The 17,314-nt window shown below is 43.8% G+C and carries 12 protein-coding genes; 10 read left to right on the plus strand and 2 right to left on the minus strand.

Going from position 1 to position 17,314, the window contains the following annotated elements:
• The first annotated feature begins 222 nt into the window (after positions 1 to 222).
• The 7 genes from WAE59_RS24145 to WAE59_RS24175 all read left to right on the plus strand — a co-directional run bounded on the left by WAE59_RS24145 (position 223) and on the right by WAE59_RS24175 (position 11,790).
• A complete protein-coding gene (locus WAE59_RS24145; RefSeq protein WP_337858575.1) occupies positions 223 to 3,165 on the plus strand; it encodes a SusC/RagA family TonB-linked outer membrane protein in 2,943 nt (980 codons plus the stop codon).
• Positions 3,166 to 3,190: 25 nt separating this feature from the next.
• Positions 3,191 to 4,741 carry a RagB/SusD family nutrient uptake outer membrane protein gene (locus tag WAE59_RS24150; RefSeq protein ID WP_337858576.1) on the plus strand — a complete coding sequence of 517 codons (1,551 nt, stop codon included), beginning with the start codon at positions 3,191 to 3,193 and terminating at the stop codon, positions 4,739 to 4,741.
• 11 nt (positions 4,742 to 4,752) lie between these two features.
• Complete coding sequence (locus WAE59_RS24155) at positions 4,753 to 5,640, plus strand: LamG domain-containing protein (protein WP_337858577.1); 888 nt, start codon at positions 4,753 to 4,755, stop codon at positions 5,638 to 5,640.
• Positions 5,641 to 5,716: 76 nt separating this feature from the next.
• A complete protein-coding gene (locus tag WAE59_RS24160; RefSeq protein WP_337858578.1) occupies positions 5,717 to 7,339 on the plus strand; it encodes a glucoamylase family protein in 1,623 nt (540 codons plus the stop codon).
• A gap of 9 nt (positions 7,340 to 7,348) precedes the next feature.
• Complete coding sequence (locus WAE59_RS24165) at positions 7,349 to 8,671, plus strand: glucoamylase family protein (RefSeq protein ID WP_337858579.1); 1,323 nt, start codon at positions 7,349 to 7,351, stop codon at positions 8,669 to 8,671.
• Positions 8,672 to 8,682: 11 nt separating this feature from the next.
• Positions 8,683 to 10,977, plus strand: coding sequence for a beta-glucosidase BglX (gene bglX / locus WAE59_RS24170; protein ID WP_337858580.1), 2,295 nt, complete (start codon positions 8,683 to 8,685; stop codon positions 10,975 to 10,977).
• Between the two features lie 21 nt (positions 10,978 to 10,998).
• Positions 10,999 to 11,790 carry a prolyl oligopeptidase family serine peptidase gene (locus tag WAE59_RS24175; protein WP_337858581.1) on the plus strand — a complete coding sequence of 264 codons (792 nt, stop codon included), beginning with the start codon at positions 10,999 to 11,001 and terminating at the stop codon, positions 11,788 to 11,790.
• 1 nt (position 11,791) lies between these two features.
• Here WAE59_RS24175 and WAE59_RS24180 read toward each other — a convergent pair whose 3' ends face one another.
• Positions 11,792 to 12,517: a YebC/PmpR family DNA-binding transcriptional regulator gene (locus tag WAE59_RS24180; RefSeq protein ID WP_337858582.1), complete on the minus strand. Its 726-nt coding sequence runs from the start codon at positions 12,515 to 12,517 to the stop codon at positions 11,792 to 11,794.
• Between the two features lie 51 nt (positions 12,518 to 12,568).
• Positions 12,569 to 13,516 carry an NAD-dependent epimerase/dehydratase family protein gene (locus tag WAE59_RS24185; RefSeq protein ID WP_337858583.1) on the minus strand — a complete coding sequence of 316 codons (948 nt, stop codon included), beginning with the start codon at positions 13,514 to 13,516 and terminating at the stop codon, positions 12,569 to 12,571.
• A 223-nt stretch (positions 13,517 to 13,739) separates the two neighbouring features.
• Here WAE59_RS24185 and WAE59_RS24190 point away from each other — a divergent pair, with 223 nt between their 5' ends.
• From WAE59_RS24190 to WAE59_RS24200, 3 genes are read left to right on the plus strand one after another with little or no spacing between them, the layout of a single operon-like run.
• Positions 13,740 to 14,429 carry a gluconate 2-dehydrogenase subunit 3 family protein gene (locus tag WAE59_RS24190; RefSeq protein ID WP_337858584.1) on the plus strand — a complete coding sequence of 230 codons (690 nt, stop codon included), beginning with the start codon at positions 13,740 to 13,742 and terminating at the stop codon, positions 14,427 to 14,429.
• Positions 14,430 to 14,444: 15 nt separating this feature from the next.
• Positions 14,445 to 16,154: a GMC family oxidoreductase gene (locus WAE59_RS24195; protein ID WP_337858585.1), complete on the plus strand. Its 1,710-nt coding sequence runs from the start codon at positions 14,445 to 14,447 to the stop codon at positions 16,152 to 16,154.
• 2 nt (positions 16,155 to 16,156) lie between these two features.
• Positions 16,157 to 17,314 carry a Gfo/Idh/MocA family protein gene (locus WAE59_RS24200; RefSeq protein WP_337858586.1) on the plus strand — a complete coding sequence of 386 codons (1,158 nt, stop codon included), beginning with the start codon at positions 16,157 to 16,159 and terminating at the stop codon, positions 17,312 to 17,314.

Consider the following 17,314-nt stretch of genomic DNA (forward strand, 5'->3'; position numbering starts at 1 on the left):
AACACAGTATAATCAACTGTAAATCAAAATCTTAAATAAACAAAACAAGCCTTCATTTGTTATCAAATTAATAAATGATTTCCTGATGTAATGATGTAGAGGCGTTTTTTTTGTTTTCAGCTGATTACTGACGGAGATTTAGGCTAACTAAAAATAAACTTAAGCAGCATGAAAGGAATCTTTACAAAATTTTCTGTTTTCACTTTTCTATGTTTACTTTTTATGAACGCGGCCTCAGCACAGAATATCTCTGTGAAGGGGGTGGTTACGGATGGGGCAGATAAGCTTCCCCTTCCGGGAGTCGGCGTTTTGGTAAAAGGAACGACAACAGGAACAACGACAAATGCGGATGGTGGCTACACTTTAAGTGTACCTGCAAATGCGACACTGGTATTCACATACGTAGGTTATACCACGCGTGAAGTTCCGGTAAACAATCAAACAACAATTAATGTAGCGCTGTCAGAAGCTTCCCAAGATTTAGAAGCGGTGGTTGTGGTGGGTTATGGTACGCAGAAGCGAAAAGACGTGACAGGTTCTGTTTCGAGTGTTAAGGGCTCAGAAATCGAGAAACTCAACGTAACCAATCCTGTGGCCGCCTTACAGGGTAAGGTGCCGGGCATGACTATTTCGAACTCGGGAGATCCGGGAAATAGCCCAACTGTTCGTTTGCGTGGTATCTCCAGCACTAAGAATTCAAATCCGCTTTATGTAGTAGATGGGTTATTGCAGGATAACATCGATTATCTAAATCCTGGAGATATAGAAACAATTGACGTTCTTCGAGATGCTTCTTCGACAGCAATCTATGGATTGAGAGGTGCGAATGGTGTTATAGCCATTACTACAAAGCGCGCAGCCAGAGGAAAGACATCGATCAATCTGCAAAGCTCTATCGGGATTCAGCATGTAAATGACATTATTGACGTAGTAGATGCTGAAGGCTTTAAACGTCTTTATAATACCGCTGTAGCGAATGCCAATGGTGCGCCGTTTAATTTTGACAACTATACTGGAAATACGAACTGGCAGCGCGAGTTGCTTAGAGATGGTGTAATCAGCACCAATGCGCTATCTATTTCTAACAACAATGAAAAAACGACTACCCTGATCAGTCTTGGTTACACGAATCAGGATGGGGTAATTAAGAATAACAATTTTCAGAAATACATGGCCCGGATCAATGAGGAAATCAGGATCAATGACAACATCAAAGTTGGAGCCGACATTAACGGTTTTCATTTTAGGAAACAGCCCGTTGGTGTGGGACTCAATGCCGGCTTGTTTGCCGCCCCAGTTATCTCACCTAGAAACGAAAATGGTTTATTCAATGCCACTCCTCAATTCCAACGCACACAGGTCGGAAATCCGCTCTACGCATTGGAACGTTCAAAGAATACTGCGATCGACAGGGGCTACAGGGTAAATGGAAGTTTATTTGCTGAAGTCAAATTTTTGAAAGATTTTACTTTGAGATCTACTGTGTATACCGATCTTGGATTCAACAGTGTACGGAAATTTAACCGTTTGGCTTTCCCGTTGGTGCATCTTGAAGATAATTCAGTAAATATTGATACTGCCGTTAAAACGGCGATTGACCAATCTTCAGCGGAGTTTAGAAAGTTCCAGCAGGACCATACATTAACCTATGAAAAAGCAATAAATGATGATCATAGGATTACAGCAATGCTGGGCTTTACCAGCGTATACACTTCGAGCACCGAGCTAAGCGGCAGAAGAACCGACAATCGATTAGATGTACCTTTTAGCCCAGATCTTTGGTATTTGGATATTATCAATGCAGACAACCCTTTAGGTAACAGCGGAAAAGGAAATGAAGAATCACAGGTCGGGGTATTCAGTCGTTTAAGCTATGCCTACAAGAATAGGTATCTATTCAATGGAACTGTAAGGAGAGATGCCAATTCCAGGTTTGCACCTAAAAATAGATGGGGTACCTTCGGAAGCGTCGGTCTAGGCTGGATAGCCAGTGATGAGGATTTCTTCAAAAACGCAGTTAGTGGAATCAGTTATTTAAAACTGAGAACAGCTTGGGGTAGATTAGGTAATTCTAATAGTGTAGATCAGAATTATTATCAAACCACGGTTTCTAATGCGATTAATGCTGTATTCGGGGACGGAATTTATCCGGCCATACAAAACGCATATGAGCCTGATGTAAACTTGCAGTTTGAGGTTGTTCAAGGCTTCGATCTCGGCCTGGATTTAAGGATGTTTAACGATCGCCTGAGTGCAGAGATCAACTACTACAATAAGACCACTGACAGAATTCTGACTTCTTTCGTTCGGCCAAACACGACTTTAGAATATTTCACTAACGCGGGAAAGCTCACCAACAAAGGATGGGAAGTAAGCCTTGGTTGGAATGATCAAATTGGCAAGGATTTCAGCTATAATTTGTCAGGTAACTTCAGTTATAATAAAAATGTAGTTAACTCAATAGGTACAACGTCGGGTTTTCAATTGCTCAATGGGGCTAACTTAACAGAATCAGGCAGGTCTGTCGGCTACTTCTATGGGTACAAACAAACCGGAATTTATCAAACTACAGCTGATCTGGATAGATTACCGTCTCGACCAGAATCATTGCCTGGAGATATATCTTTTGCTGACACCGATGGCAATGGCAGAATTACTGATGCAGACAGGACTTATCTGGGCACGCCCTTCCCTCCATACAGCTATGGCTTAAATCTTATCTTAAATTACAAAGGATTTGATGCCACTATACAGGGACAAGGAGTTGCAGGGAATAAAATTTTTACCGAACGAAGAACTGCCAATTTTGCACCTGTAAATTACGAATCTAATCGATTGAATGCATGGACAGGCCCAGGCACATCCAACATTGAGCCTATTATGGCTTCGAGAGCAAATAACTTGCTGTTTAGTAGTTATTATCTGGAGTCTGGAAGTTATTTCCGCTTGCGTAACGTCCAATTGGGCTACAGTTTTGGCAAGCTCGAAAAAGCCGGCATTCAGAATCTGCGACTATTCATTTCAGTTCAGAATCTGAAAACCTGGAGCAAAGCTACAGGTTATTCTCCAGAAGCTCAAATAGGTAACGTGTTGGCAAGTGGCCGTGACAACGGAGTTTACCCGATTCCGGCTATCTACACTTTTGGGCTTAACGTAACTCTTTAATCAGCACTCATTTAATCTAAATAAAATGAAAAAGAAAATTCTAATGGAAAAAACCTTCTTACTGGTACTTGTTGCCACTATGATGATCCTTTTTTCGAGTGGTTGCAAAAAATTCCTGGATACAGAGCGCCAAGGCCAGTATACCATAGACAATTACCCCTACCCACAGGGTTCAGGACCTTACGATCCTTTTTTATATGCCGCATATAACGATTTGAGATCCTACGATGTACACGGTCCCGCCTTCTTTTTCGCGACAAGCGTGAGAAGCGACGATGCAGACAAAGGAAGTAGCCCCACAGACGGAGGTGCAGATGCATCCAGTGCTGATCTATTTCCCTTATCTCCGAGTAACGGCTTTATGAACGGAATGTGGAAAGGTCACTATAATATGATCAGTAATTGCAATATTGTGCTTGACCAAATTAAGAACAATACAAAACTTGTTGCTACTGAAACGCAGAAATTAAGCGCAGAGGCAGAGGCAAGATTCTTAAGAGCCTATGCCTATTTTAATCTCGTACGATTTTTCGGACGAGTTCCCCTGATAGACAGGGTTCTGTCAGCTCAGGAAACAAACATCCCACAAAGCACTGTATTACAAGTATATGCTTTTATAGAAGCTGACCTTCAGTTTGCCGCAGCCAATCTTCCTGTCAATTATAATGCAGATTTCGTTGGGCGCACAACTAAAGGTGCTGCAAACGGTCTGCTCGCGAAAGTATACCTTACACAAAAAAATTGGGCTATGGCGAAATCTACAGCCAATTTGGTCATGAACTCTGGGGTGTATAACCTCAATACCCCTTACAAAGACATTTTTGGAGAAACCGGAGAGAATAGTTCTGAATCGGTGTTTGAAGTGCAGGCAACTGCAAGTGCTGCAATACCAACTGCTAACGGGGTAGAATTTATCCAATGGCAAGGCGTAAGGGCTGGAGGCGATTGGAATCTAGGATATGGATTTAATGTCCCTAATTCCTACCTGGAAAATGCCTATGAACCAAACGATCCGCGAAAAGATAGAACTTTGTTGTACAGAAGCACTACATCCAAGACTTATCAAACGGTATATGGAGAAACTACCCCCACCAATTGGGAGAATCCAATCTACAACCATAAAGTATACTCTAATCCTACTTATAGATCCAAATACAACAACAGGGCTGGCAGATGGATGAACATTAGGATTTTGAGATATGCTGATGTGGTATTGATGTATGCCGAAGCTTCAAACGAATTGGGGGGAGAGTCTAACATTACCGATGCGCGCAATGCATTAAATACCGTACGCGAAAGAGCCAGAAAAGGCTCCAGTCTCCCAGGAATACTTCCTGCAAGAACGACTACAGATCAGGAACAACTCAGACAGGAAATCAGACAAGAGAGAAGGGTCGAGTTGGGAATGGAACACGACCGGTTCTTTGACCTAGTTCGCTGGGGTATTTCCGGAGAAGTACTGCCAAATTCCGGAAGGCCAAATTTTGTTGCTTCGAGAGACAACTTACTTCCTATACCCCAACAACAAATTGATTTAAGTAACGGAGTTTTAGTTCCAAATCCTGGTTATAACTAAAGATAAAAGACATGAATTTTTCAAAACCATATTTCATTCGCTTCGCCTTTAGCACGGCTATCTGCTTAGCGACGTTGTCTGCTTGTAAAAAAAGCGACAATCCAAATGATCTTCCCGCTGTGAGCCCGGACGACTATATCGGAAAAGTCGATGGCTTTTCCAGTGCTGATGAGATTTATCCTAAGAACCTGAAAGCTTACTGGTCATTCGATGACACAAACAATGAGCTAAAGTCTGGTTCAGCACCTTCTCAAGCTATAAATAATAGTTTCATCAATGGTGTTAAGGGAAAAGCCTTAAAATTAAATGCAGGCTACCTCTATTTCGCAAAACAATTTGGCGCATTTAAAACTGACTCTTTAAAAAGCTTCACCATCAGCGCCTGGATCCAAATTACCAATAACGGTTCCAAAAGAACCATGCTGATGCAAATTACCCGTCCCGGAGTTTTTAGCGGCAGTTTTAACTTTCATTTGAATACAAATGCCTATCCCGCTACAAACACAGATATACTAAAAGTGAATCCAGTTTTTGCAACAGTTGGTGGTGGTACCCAAGATAACTTAAATGCAGACAAGTCGCCTAAAATCGGAGCAGATGTATGGACGCATTTACTGCTGACTTACAATGCTACCAATGGTATATTCAGGGAGTGGGCTAATGGAGTTGAAATTGGTTCTTACAATAATCGTGGTACAGGCAACAATCTTTTTAAAGCCTATGAGCCTAGCGAATTTATAATTGGAGGCAATTATAATGTAATTCCAGGAAAAGCGATTGGCACTGACGCAAATTTTGCCGCGATGACAGGGAGCATTGATGAGTTGAGAATTTTCGACACGGTACTGCCTGATGCATATATCAAAACTTTATACAATCTCGGCCTTGCCGGTAAATAATTTAAATAGGGTGCTTCGGCATAATAACCAAAGGCCGGACACCCTAATTTTTTGCCATTTCAAAAATACGAATCCGATGACAACCTATATCAGGACATCTTTCTCGTTTTTTATTCTGTTGGCTCTTCTTAGCAGTTGTAGCAAGAATACTATTTCTGCCCCTGGTTCATCAGATGTATCTTTGTCTTTTTCTGTAGACGGAGTTTACAATGGCACTTTGAATTATGCAATAAGTGCTAAGCCTACTGTTAAATTAAGCTTTACTGCTGCAATCGACGCCAACAGTGCAGCTTCAGCAATTAAGCTCGTTGACGGTGCAAATGCTGAAATCTCTTTCATCACTACTATTCAAGAAGATGATAAAGCACTCATCATTACTCCGCAGAACAGCTTACAATCCTTTACTAAGTACACCTTATCCATCGGCAATACCTTAAAATCTGCCGCCGGTGGAAAACTGATCAACCCAGTTAGTATTGTCCTAAACACCGGGATTGACGATACTGATAAATTCCCTAGAATTTCTGACGAGGACCTACTTACGCTCGTTCAACAAAAGACATTTAAGTATTTCTACGATTTCGGTCACCCACTAAGCGGGTTGGCCAGGGAAAGAAATACCTCCGGTAACACGGTCACGTCAGGAGGCTCCGGCTTCGGAATCATGGCCCTGGTCACAGGCGTACACCGCGATTTTATCAGTCGGGCGGAAGGCTTGGCCAGGATGCAAAAAATAGTAGACTTCTTAAAAAACAAGGCGGTCAGATTTCATGGTGCTTATCCGCACTGGATAGACGGCAATACGGGAGCTGCAATCGCTTTCAGTACCAAGGACAATGGCGGCGACCTCGTGGAGACTTCCCTGCTGATGCAGGGACTGATCACTGCCCGCCAATATTTCTCTGGTAACAATGCTGCTGAAACGACACTGAGGACTGACATCACCTCGATATACAACGGTGTAGAATGGGATTGGTACAGGAAAGACAACAGTGAGGTATTGTACTGGCACTGGAGTCCACAATACAACTGGGAGGTGAACCTTCCCATCAGGGGCTGGAATGAATGCCTGATCACCTACGTGATGGCAGCTGCCTCAACCAGCCATAGCATTCCGAAATCCGTATACGATAAGGGATGGGCACAAAATGGAACTATAAATTTCAATAACAATGCTCCGCTATTTTTTGCTCACTACTCCTTCCTGGGTATCAATCCGATGGGTTTAGCAGACAGCTATGCCAATTATGAAACCCAAAACCGGACACATACTTTAACCAACTACCAGTATTGTGTAAACAATCCAAAGCAATATGCTGGCTATAACGCAAACTGTTGGGGACTCACAGCTAGTGATATCCCTAATGGATATACAGCCAGTTCACCAGCCAATGACAGCGGTGTTATAGCTCCTACCGCAGCAATATCTTCTCTACCCTATACCCCTACAGAGTCCATGCAGGCCCTTAGGTTCTTTTATTATAAACTCGGAGATCAATTGTTTAAAGAGTATGGATTTGTAGACGCCTTTTCCATACAGGAGCAATGGTTTGCCTCTTCTACCCTGGCTATAGACCAGGGACCTATAATCATCATGATAGAGAACTACAGAAGCAAATTGCTTTGGAATTTATTCATGAGCGCTCCGGAAGTGAAAACAGGATTACTTAAATTGGGTTTCAGCAGCCCCAACTTATAGATTATGAACATGAAACGAAATTTATTTTTTACATCAGTACTACTTGCAGCTACACTCATCTCAACTTTGGCTTACGCCCAAAAGAAACTGACCGACGATCAATTGCTAAATCTTGTTCAAAAACAAACCTATAAATATTTTTATGAAGGTGCCGAACCTACCTCAGGATTAGCCAGAGAGCGCTATCATAGTGATGGAGTTTATCCTCAAAATGACAAAAATGTAATTGCTACAGGTGCAAGCGGATTTGGCCTAATGGGAACTCTGGTAGCGATCGAGCGAAAATTCATCACTAGAAAACAAGGATATAATCACCTTAAAAAAGGCATCGATTTTCTTGAAAAGGCCGATAGGTTCCACGGTGCATGGCCTCACTGGATATTACCCTCAGGGAAAGCTAAGACATTTGGTAAAGATGACGATGCAGGAGATTTGGTAGAGACCTCATTTCTGGCACAGGCACTGATCTGCGTACGTCAGTACTATGCCAATGGCAATACTCAGGAAAAGGCTTTGGCTAAAAAGGCAGATCGGCTATGGAAAGATATTGACTGGAATTTCTATAGAAAAGACAACGAAAATGTATTATACTGGCATTGGTCACCCAATTCCGGATGGAAAATGAATTTTGCAATAACCGGTTATAATGAATGTTTGATCACGTATGTTTTGGCCGCATGCTCACCTACTCACGGAGTGCCCTCAGAAGTATATCACCAGGGTTGGGCAAAAAATGGCGCAATAAATACCGATATCTCCTTATATGGCCATCCTGTAAAACTAAAACATAATGTGGTGGGAGAAAGCGTAGGTCCACTCTTCTGGGCACACTACTCCTATCTGGGCTTAAATCCGAAGGGGCTTAAAGATAAATATGCCGACTACTGGCAGGAAAACAAAAGCCATACTTTAATTAACTATGACCATGCGATTGCCAATCCCAATCATTTCAAAGGTTATGGTAAAAATTCCTGGGGATTAACCGCCAGCTATTCCGTGGACGGCTATGCTGCCCACATGCCTTTAGAAGATAAGGGAGTAATCAGTCCAACCGCCGCGCTTTCTTCCTACCCCTACACGCCCAAAGAGAGCATGGGAATGATTCGGCACCTCTATGATGATATGAAAGCTAAAGTATGGGGCGAATTCGGGTTCTACGATGCCTACAGCGAAAGCGCTAACTGGTATCCAAAAAGGTATATTGGCATAGATCAAGGTCCTATTGTGGTGATGATAGAAAATGGTCGCAGCGGACTCTTGTGGAAACTATTCATGAGTGCCCCGGAAATACAGCAGGGATTGACAAAACTTGGTTTCACTTATTCAAAATAAACTACTAGCAGATGAAAAAACTTATTGTTGCATTAACGATCATATTTACTTTTCCAGCTTTTGCCCAGCAAAAACAGAAGATTTCCACTGCCGACCAGAAGATGAATACATTCATCAGCCAATTGCTATCCAAAATGACTCTGGATGAAAAAATAGGACAATTGAACCTGCTTACGGGGGGTGAGGCCACCACAGGATCAGTGATGAGTACAGATGTAGAAAGCAAGATCAAAAAAGGCCAGGTGGGTGGTATGTTCAGTTTTACTACGCCTCAAAAAATTCGCAAAGCACAGGAAATTGCGATCAACCAAACGCGGTTGAAAATCCCAATCATATTTGGTCAGGATGTGATCCATGGCTATAAAACTACTTTTCCGATCCCTTTGGGACTATCCTGTACCTGGGACATGTCTTTGATAGAAAAGACGGCCCGCATTGCGGCGATAGAAGCTAGCGCAGATGGGCTCAACTGGACTTTCTCGCCAATGGTCGACATCTCACGTGATCCGCGCTGGGGAAGGATTTCAGAGGGTTCGGGAGAAGACCCCTATCTCGGCTCAAAAATCGCGAGGGCGATGGTGAAGGGCTTTCAAGGCGATGACCTTTCCAAATACAATACGATCATGGCATGTGTGAAACACTTCGCACTATATGGTGCTGCAGAAGGAGGTCGCGATTATAACACCACAGACATGAGCCTGGATAGGATGTACAACGATTATCTGCCCCCATATAAGGCCGCCGTGGACGCTGGAGCAGGGAGTGTGATGGTCTCTTTCAATGACATCAACGGTGTTCCTGCTACTGCCAACAAATGGTTGCTGACTGATGTTTTACGCAGGCAATGGGGCTTCAACGGTTTTGTCGTTTCAGACTATACTGGTGTAAATGAGCTGATAGACCATGGCTTAGGCGACCTGAAGACGGTTTCAGCGCTCGCCCTGAATGCAGGTGTAGAAATGGACATGGTTGGCGAGGGCTTTCTCACAACCCTAAAAAAATCTGTGCAAGAGGGAAAGGTAAAGGAATCCCAGGTTACCAACGCCTGCCGGCTGATCCTCCAGGCCAAATATAAATTGGGCCTGTTTGACGATCCTTTCCGCTACTGCGATGAAGAACGCGCAAAAACAGAGATATTAAAACCAGAACACCTTGCTCTTGCACGGGAAGCGGCTGCACAATCTTTTGTACTACTCAAAAATGAAAAACAAACGCTTCCACTAAAGAAAAAAGGAACGATCGCATTAATAGGTCCATTGGCCAATAGCGGACCCAATATGCCCGGAACCTGGAGCGTCAACAGCGATTTAAACAATACCCTTTCTCTTTTGGAAGGCATGAAGGCAACATTGGGTAATGAAGTGAAAATTTTGCATAGCCTGGGGTCTAACCTGATTGACGATGCAGAATACCAGCAAAGGGCAACCATGTTTGGCCGCGACATTCAACGTGACAATCGTCCCGAAGAAGAGGTTGTTAAAGAAGCAGTCAACCTCGCTAAAAAAGCGGACGTTATAGTTGCTGCCCTGGGAGAGTCCTCAGAAATGAGTGGAGAAAGCTCCTCCCGTACCAACCTGGAAATACCGGCGGTACAACAGCGGCTCTTAAAGGCCTTGCTTAAAACAGGCAAACCTGTGGTTTTGGTACTGTTTACCGGAAGGCCATTGGTATTGAATTGGGAGCATGAAAATGTGCCAGCCATTCTAAATGTTTGGTTTGGTGGTACGGAGACTGGCAAAGCGATCACTGATGTACTCTTTGGTGATGTCAACCCATCAGGGAAACTGACGACCACCTTCCCTCAAAATGTAGGACAGATTCCACTGTACTATGCCCATAAAAATACGGGTCGGCCTTTGGAAGAAGGCAAATGGTTCAGCAAATTCCGATCGAATTACCTGGACGTCAGTAATGAACCGCTCTATCCTTTTGGTTATGGTCTTAGCTATACGAGCTTTGTATACAGCGACATGAAATTGAGCAGGACCAGTTTTAAACCAGGTGAAACCATTACTGCCAGCATTACCCTAAAGAACACCGGCACGGTGGCCGGGAAAGAAGTTGTCCAATTGTACATCAGGGATCTGGTGGGTAGTTCTACCCGTCCGGTAAAAGAACTTAAAGGATTTCAGAAGATCAGCTTAAACCCGGGAGAGCACAAAACCATCAATTTCAGCATCAGTGCAGAAGATTTGAAGTTTTACAATTCCGACCTGAAATTCCTTGCGGAGCCGGGAGATTTCAATCTCTACATCGGGGGCAATTCCAGGGACCTGAATATGCTTAAATTCACATTAACAAAATAAATCAGAATTGTACATTCGCATATGAAACCACTAAATTTCGTCGCCTCATTACTTTTTCTGCTTTTCGTACTACAAACTGGCACAAAAGCGCAGGATTTGAAAAAGTACGATAAAGGAAGTTACATCAAGGGTAAAGACAGCATTGACTACCGGATCCTGTTCCCGGAAAACTTTGATCCCAAAAAGTCTTATCCCATACTGTTCTTTTTACATGGTAGAGGCGAAAGTGGGCGCGACAATGAAAAACAATTGACGCATGGCGCCAAACAGTTTCTGACTCCGCAATTCAGAAAAGACCATCCAGCTATTATTGTATTCCCCCAGTGCCCGGCAGACAGCTACTGGGCCAATGTAGATATTCAAACAGTAAATGGCAAGCGCGAGTTTCACTTCCGCAAAGGCGGAAAACCGACAAAGGCGATGCATGCTCTGCTCGGGATGGTAGACAACATGCTGGATAAGCCGTATATAGATCAAAAGAGCGTTTATGTTGCGGGACTTTCGATGGGCGGTATGGGTACTTACGAGCTATTGAGAAGAAAACCAAAGACCTTTGCCGGAGCCTTCGCCATCTGTGGAGGTGATCATGTGGCCAATGTACAACGCTATAAAAAAGTGCCGCTATGGATCTTTCATGGAGAGAAAGATGATGTGGTGCCTGTATCACATTCGATGACAGTCGTGAATCAATTGAAAGTATTGGGCTATGAACCGAAATTGACCTTATATCCTGAGGCCAATCACAACAGTTGGGATTCCGCTTTCGCTGAACCCCAACTGTTGCCCTGGTTATTTTCTAATTATAAGAAATAGTTTATTCAGCCATGTTGTGGTAAACGGCCTGTACATCATCATCTTCTTCCAGTTTATCGATCAGTTTCAAGACGTCAGCAGCTTGCTCTTCTGTCACTTCGTGATGTGAAAGGGCGATTCGCTCCAGCTTGGAACTTTTCAGTTCGATACCTTTTTCTTCCAGTCCTTTTTGTAGCGAACCGAAGCTTTCAAATGCACCTTGCGCAACGGCGATGTCATTTCCTTCTTCGTCTGCTTCTACATAAAGTTCTTCCAGTCCGGCATCGATCAGTTCGAACTCCAGTTCTTCCAAATCGATTTCTCCCGGTACAAACCTAAAGATTGATTTTCTGTTGAATACAAAATCCAATGACCCCGTCTTACCCAAGGTACCATTGGTTTTGTTGAAATAACTACGTACGTTGGCCACAGTACGGTTGGTGTTGTCAGTAGCCGTCTCGATCAGTACTGCTACACCATGCGGTGCATACCCTTCATAGACGATCTCCTCATAATTGGCCATACTCTTATCAGAAGCCCTTTTGATGGCTGCATCCACCCTATCTTTGGGCATGTTGACAGCCTTCGCATTCTGTATAGCTGTACGCAGGCGAGAGTTCGTTTCCGGATGCGGGCCATTTTCTTTCACCGCGATCACGATATCCTTACCTATCCTGGTAAATTGCACAGCCATTTTGGCCCAGCGCTTAAATTTTCTTTCTTTTCGGAATTCAAATGCTCTTCCCATTTCCTATTTAGTTTTTCCGTCAACCTGGATTTATTCAGGACAACGGGGTGCTTATTTATTTTGTAAATTTTTTAACATATCTGTTGTCATTGCTGCCAGATCAAATTCGGGCTTCCATGCCCAATCTTTCACAGCAAAGCTATCGTCTATCGACTGCGGCCAGCTATTGGCAATAGCCTGACGCGGGTCATTATCGGTGTAAGTTAAGGTAAATTCCGGAATATGCTTCCTGATCTCCGCCGCAAGAACTTCTGGTGTAAAACTTACACCTGCAAAATTATAACTGGAGCGAATGGAAATCCGGCCAGCTTCAGCATCCATAAGTTCTATAGTCCCCCGGATGGCATCATCCATATACATCATTGGCAATTCTGTTTCCGCGCTTAGGAAGGACGCATAACTGCCTTTCTTCAATGCTTCATGAAAAATGTGGATGGCATAATCTGTGGTTCCTCCACCTGGTGCTGCTTTCCAGCTGATCAGACCAGGATAACGGATGCTACGCACGTCCAGGCCAAACTTTTGGTTGTAGTATTCACACCATCTTTCACCTGCAAGTTTACTAATCCCATAGACCGTGTTCGGATCCATGACACAGTATTGAGGGGTATGATTTTTTGGCGAATTAGGACCAAACACCGCAATAGAACTCGGCCAGTAAACCTTCGCAGTCTTATAGGTAATGGCTAGATCCAATATGTTCAGCAACCCATTCATATTCAAGTCCCAAGCCAGCTTTGGATTTTGTTCACCGGTTGCGGATAAAAGGGCTGCCAGTAAATACACCTGTGTAGGCCTGTATTTCTGGAACAAGCCATTCAAAATCTCTTTCTCCAGTACGTTGACAAACTCAAAGGGCCCCGAATTCTTGATGTCATAATCCGGTCTGCGTATATCGCATGCGATCACATTATTTTCACCATAGGCTTTCCGCAAAGCAGTCACCAATTCGGTACCGATTTGACCATTGGAACCCAATACTATTATTTTTTCTGTCATGGATGTCTTTCAGTTTTGGCAAAAGTAATCAAATGAACAAACCTATTAAAAATTAAGCTTTTTTTTATATCAGAGCACACCGAAACTGCGTTCATTTGATTAAGTAACAAAAACAATATATTTTTACTTTAATCGTGTATTTTGAACACTAACTATTTAATTTTTCTTAATATTACAAAACAAAACACAGTCAGAGCACACCAAAACACCTAAATAGCCAAATATGGACAGAAGAGCAGCAGTGAAAAATATGGCCTTCCTCATGGGAGGAGCTTTATCTGCGACCACCATCGGAGTATTCCTGGAAGGTTGCAGTTCACCATCTACAAAAACCAGCGGCAGCTTATTTACTGAAGACCAACAATTGTTGATCACAGAGGTTGCAGACATCATCATTCCTACAACCAGTACACCTGGAGCGAAAGCAGCGGGTGTAGGGCCATTCATTGCCATGATGGTCAAGGATTGTTATCCGGAAGATGCGCAAAAAGCCTTTACCAAAGGATTGGAAGACCTTGAAAAACAATCCAAAGAGGCATTCAAAAAATCATTTATTGAAATTACAGTTGAGCAGAGACAGCAGTTGCTGAACAAACTCAGAGAGGAAACGATCGCGGCTGTAAAAGCGGAGACAGAAAATCTCGACAAACAGAAAGCAGCGGAACTCGAAAAGCAAAGTACCAATCCGGAAAAAGCAAAATCACAGACGGAAAATGCAGGTGTAATCTCCATCCTTCCAAAAGACAAGCCGAAAATGGAACCACGTTTTTTTGGTATCGTCAGGGACCTGACCTTATTGGGGTATTTTACTTCTGAGATCGGCGCCACTAAAGCTTACCAGTACATCGCTATACCGGGACGCTATGATGGATGTGTAGACCTGAAACCGGGTCAGAGGGTATGGGCAACGTAAATTCAAACTATTCAAATGAGCAATTTAAATCTTAAGGCTACGGCCAATAATACTTACGATGCCATTGTAGTGGGATCGGGAATCAGCGGTGGATGGGCCGCCAAAGAACTGACAGAAAAAGGGCTTAAAGTACTGCTTCTCGAAAGAGGCAGAAACATCGAGCACGTTAAAGACTATACCACAGCCATGAAAGACCCCTGGCAATTTGAGCACAGGGGACGACTTACAGAAGCACAAAAAGAAGCGCACCCGGTGCAAAAACGGGATTATCCTTACCAGGAATTCAACGAGAGTTTCTGGGTAAATGACCACGACTGTCCTTATACCGAAGTCAAACGCTTCGATTGGTACCGTGGATTCCACGTTGGTGGCAAATCACTCATGTGGGGCAGACAGAGTTACCGCCTGAGCGACATCAACTTCGAAGACAATAAGAAAGATGGTCATGGAGTAGACTGGCCTATTCGCTATAAAGATTTGGCATCCTGGTACGATTATGTAGAAAAGTTTGCCGGGATCAGCGGTTCTGTAGAGAACTGGCCAGCATTGCCGGACGGGCAGTTTCTTCCTGCCATGGCTTTCAACTGCGTAGAGAAAGATGTAAAGAAAAGAATAGAAACGCAATGGAAAGATGAGCGGATCATGATCATGGGTCGTGTCGCTAACCTAACCGTTCCCCATGGTGGCCGTGGCCAGTGCCAATACCGGAATCTGTGCAGCAGGGGTTGTCCATACGGGGCTTATTTCAGTACACAATCCTCTACCCTGCCAGCTGCGGTAGCTACAGGTAACCTTACCTTACGCCCTTTCTCTATTGTAAACCAGATCATCTACGATAAAGAAACACAGAAAGCTAAAGGTGTAGTGGTAATTGATGCCGAAACGAAAGAAACAGTAGAATACTTCGCAAAGATTGTATTTGTAAACGGTTCAACACTTGGATCTACTTTCCTGCTATTGAACTCTACTTCAGACGAACACCCTAACGGACTGGGTAATGGAAGTGGCCAACTGGGTCACAACCTGATGGATCACCATTTCCGTTGCGGCGCTTCAGGGCGTGCAGAAGGTTATGAAGACAAATACACTTATGGCCGCAGAGCTAATGGAATTTACATCCCCAGGTATCAAAATATGACCGGCGATAAGAAAAACCGCGACTATGTGCGCGGCTTTGGTTATCAGGGAGGCGCAAGCCGTGGCAACTGGCATGCTGAAGTAGCAGAAATGGCTTTCGGTGCCGAATTTAAAGATCAGATGACTGTTCCGGGTGCATGGAATATGGGCTTGGGCGGTTTTGGAGAGTCTCTTCCTTATTACGAAAATAAGGTTTACATTGACCACAGTAAAAAAGACAAGTGGGGACAGTCGGTTTTGGCCATCGATTGTGAGTTCAAGGACAACGAGCGCAAGATGCGTGTAGACATGATGAATGATGCAGCAGAAATGCTGGAGGCTGCAGGAATGAAAGATGTAAAAACTTATGATAATGGCTCTGCACCGGGCATGGCCATCCATGAAATGGGTACAGCACGCATGGGACACGACCCTAAGACATCTGTCCTCAACAAATGGAACCAGATGCACGAAGTAAAAAATGTATTTGTAACAGATGGTTCATGCATGGCCTCTGCAGCTTGCCAGAACCCATCATTAACTTATATGGCCCTCACAGCCAGGGCTTGTGATTTTGCAGTAACAGAATTAAAAAAAGGTAACCTTTAATAATGAATAGAAAAATTAGAATGGGCATGGTTGGCGGCGGTAAAGATGCTTTTATCGGAGCCGTTCACAGAATTGCCGCAAACATCGACGGGCAGGTAGAATTTTGCTGCGGAGCCTTGAGTATCAATCCGGAAGTAGCCAAAGAATCTGGCGAAATGTTGTATCTTCCTGCAGACAGGATTTACATGAACTTCGAAGAAATGATCGAGAAGGAAAGTCAGCTCCCGGCCGACAAACGCATCGATTTTGTCACGATAGTTACACCAAACTTTGCGCACTTTGCCCCTGCAATGCTTGCCCTGGACAAAGGTTTCAATGTTGTAATTGAAAAACCAATTGCACTATCACTGGAAGAGGCCAAACAATTGCAGCAAAAAGTAGAAGAAACTGGTTTGACACTTTGCCTGACCCATACTTATTCCGGCTATCCAATGGTGAAGCAGGCAAAAGCGATGGTAAAAGAGGGAAAACTTGGCGCAATCAGGAAGATCATGGTGGAATATCCTCAGGGATGGCTGAGTACCCTGACCGAAAGAGAAGGAAATGCGGGCGCTGCATGGCGTACAGACCCTAAGAAAAGTGGCAAGAGCGGATGTATGGGCGACATAGGTACACATGCTGCACAACTTGCAGAATACATTTCAGGCCTGAAAATCACAAAAGTATGTGCAGACCTGAACATTGTTGTTCCGGGAAGAGGACTAGATGATGACGGCAACGTATTGCTGAAGTTTGATAATGGTGCCAATGGCGTATTGATCGCTTCACAGGTAGCAGCCGGTGAAGAAAATGCATTGAAAATTAAAATATACGGTGAAAAAGGCGGCCTGGAATGGCACCAGATGGAACCAAATACCCTGATCGTAAAATGGCTGAGCGAGCCAGCACAGGTTTATCGTGCCGGACAAGCTTATCTGTCAGACGCAGCTAAACACAACACACGGGTACCAGGCGGACATCCTGAAGGTTACCTGGAAGCATTCGCAAATATCTACAGGAACTTCGCTTTAACTGTAGGCGCAAAACTAAGTGGTACCGAGCCTACTGAAGCCATGCTGGATTTTCCTCGTGTAGAAGATGGTGTAAGGGGAATGGCCTTCATCGACACCGTAGTGGCTTCCAGCGAGTCAAATGAAAAATGGACAGATTTTAAGGTATAG

Source organism: Pedobacter sp. GR22-6, from assembly GCF_037402555.1.
Lineage (GTDB): Bacteria > Bacteroidota > Bacteroidia > Sphingobacteriales > Sphingobacteriaceae > Pedobacter.

What these genes read in the sequence shown, in the direction of transcription:
- WAE59_RS24185 (WP_337858583.1), bottom strand. Translation starts at nt 13,516, where the DNA reads ATGACAGAAAAAATAATAGTATTGGGTTCCAATGGTCAAATCGGTACC.
- WAE59_RS24195 (WP_337858585.1), top strand. Translation starts at nt 14,445, where the DNA reads ATGAGCAATTTAAATCTTAAGGCTACGGCCAATAATACTTACGATGCC.
- bglX (WP_337858580.1), top strand. Translation starts at nt 8,683, where the DNA reads ATGAAAAAACTTATTGTTGCATTAACGATCATATTTACTTTTCCAGCT.
- WAE59_RS24200 (WP_337858586.1), top strand. Translation starts at nt 16,157, where the DNA reads ATGAATAGAAAAATTAGAATGGGCATGGTTGGCGGCGGTAAAGATGCT.
- WAE59_RS24190 (WP_337858584.1), top strand. Translation starts at nt 13,740, where the DNA reads ATGGACAGAAGAGCAGCAGTGAAAAATATGGCCTTCCTCATGGGAGGA.
- WAE59_RS24155 (WP_337858577.1), top strand. Translation starts at nt 4,753, where the DNA reads ATGAATTTTTCAAAACCATATTTCATTCGCTTCGCCTTTAGCACGGCT.
- WAE59_RS24165 (WP_337858579.1), top strand. Translation starts at nt 7,349, where the DNA reads ATGAAACGAAATTTATTTTTTACATCAGTACTACTTGCAGCTACACTC.
- WAE59_RS24180 (WP_337858582.1), bottom strand. Translation starts at nt 12,517, where the DNA reads ATGGGAAGAGCATTTGAATTCCGAAAAGAAAGAAAATTTAAGCGCTGG.
- WAE59_RS24160 (WP_337858578.1), top strand. Translation starts at nt 5,717, where the DNA reads ATGACAACCTATATCAGGACATCTTTCTCGTTTTTTATTCTGTTGGCT.
- WAE59_RS24175 (WP_337858581.1), top strand. Translation starts at nt 10,999, where the DNA reads ATGAAACCACTAAATTTCGTCGCCTCATTACTTTTTCTGCTTTTCGTA.
- WAE59_RS24150 (WP_337858576.1), top strand. Translation starts at nt 3,191, where the DNA reads ATGAAAAAGAAAATTCTAATGGAAAAAACCTTCTTACTGGTACTTGTT.
- WAE59_RS24145 (WP_337858575.1), top strand. Translation starts at nt 223, where the DNA reads ATGAACGCGGCCTCAGCACAGAATATCTCTGTGAAGGGGGTGGTTACG.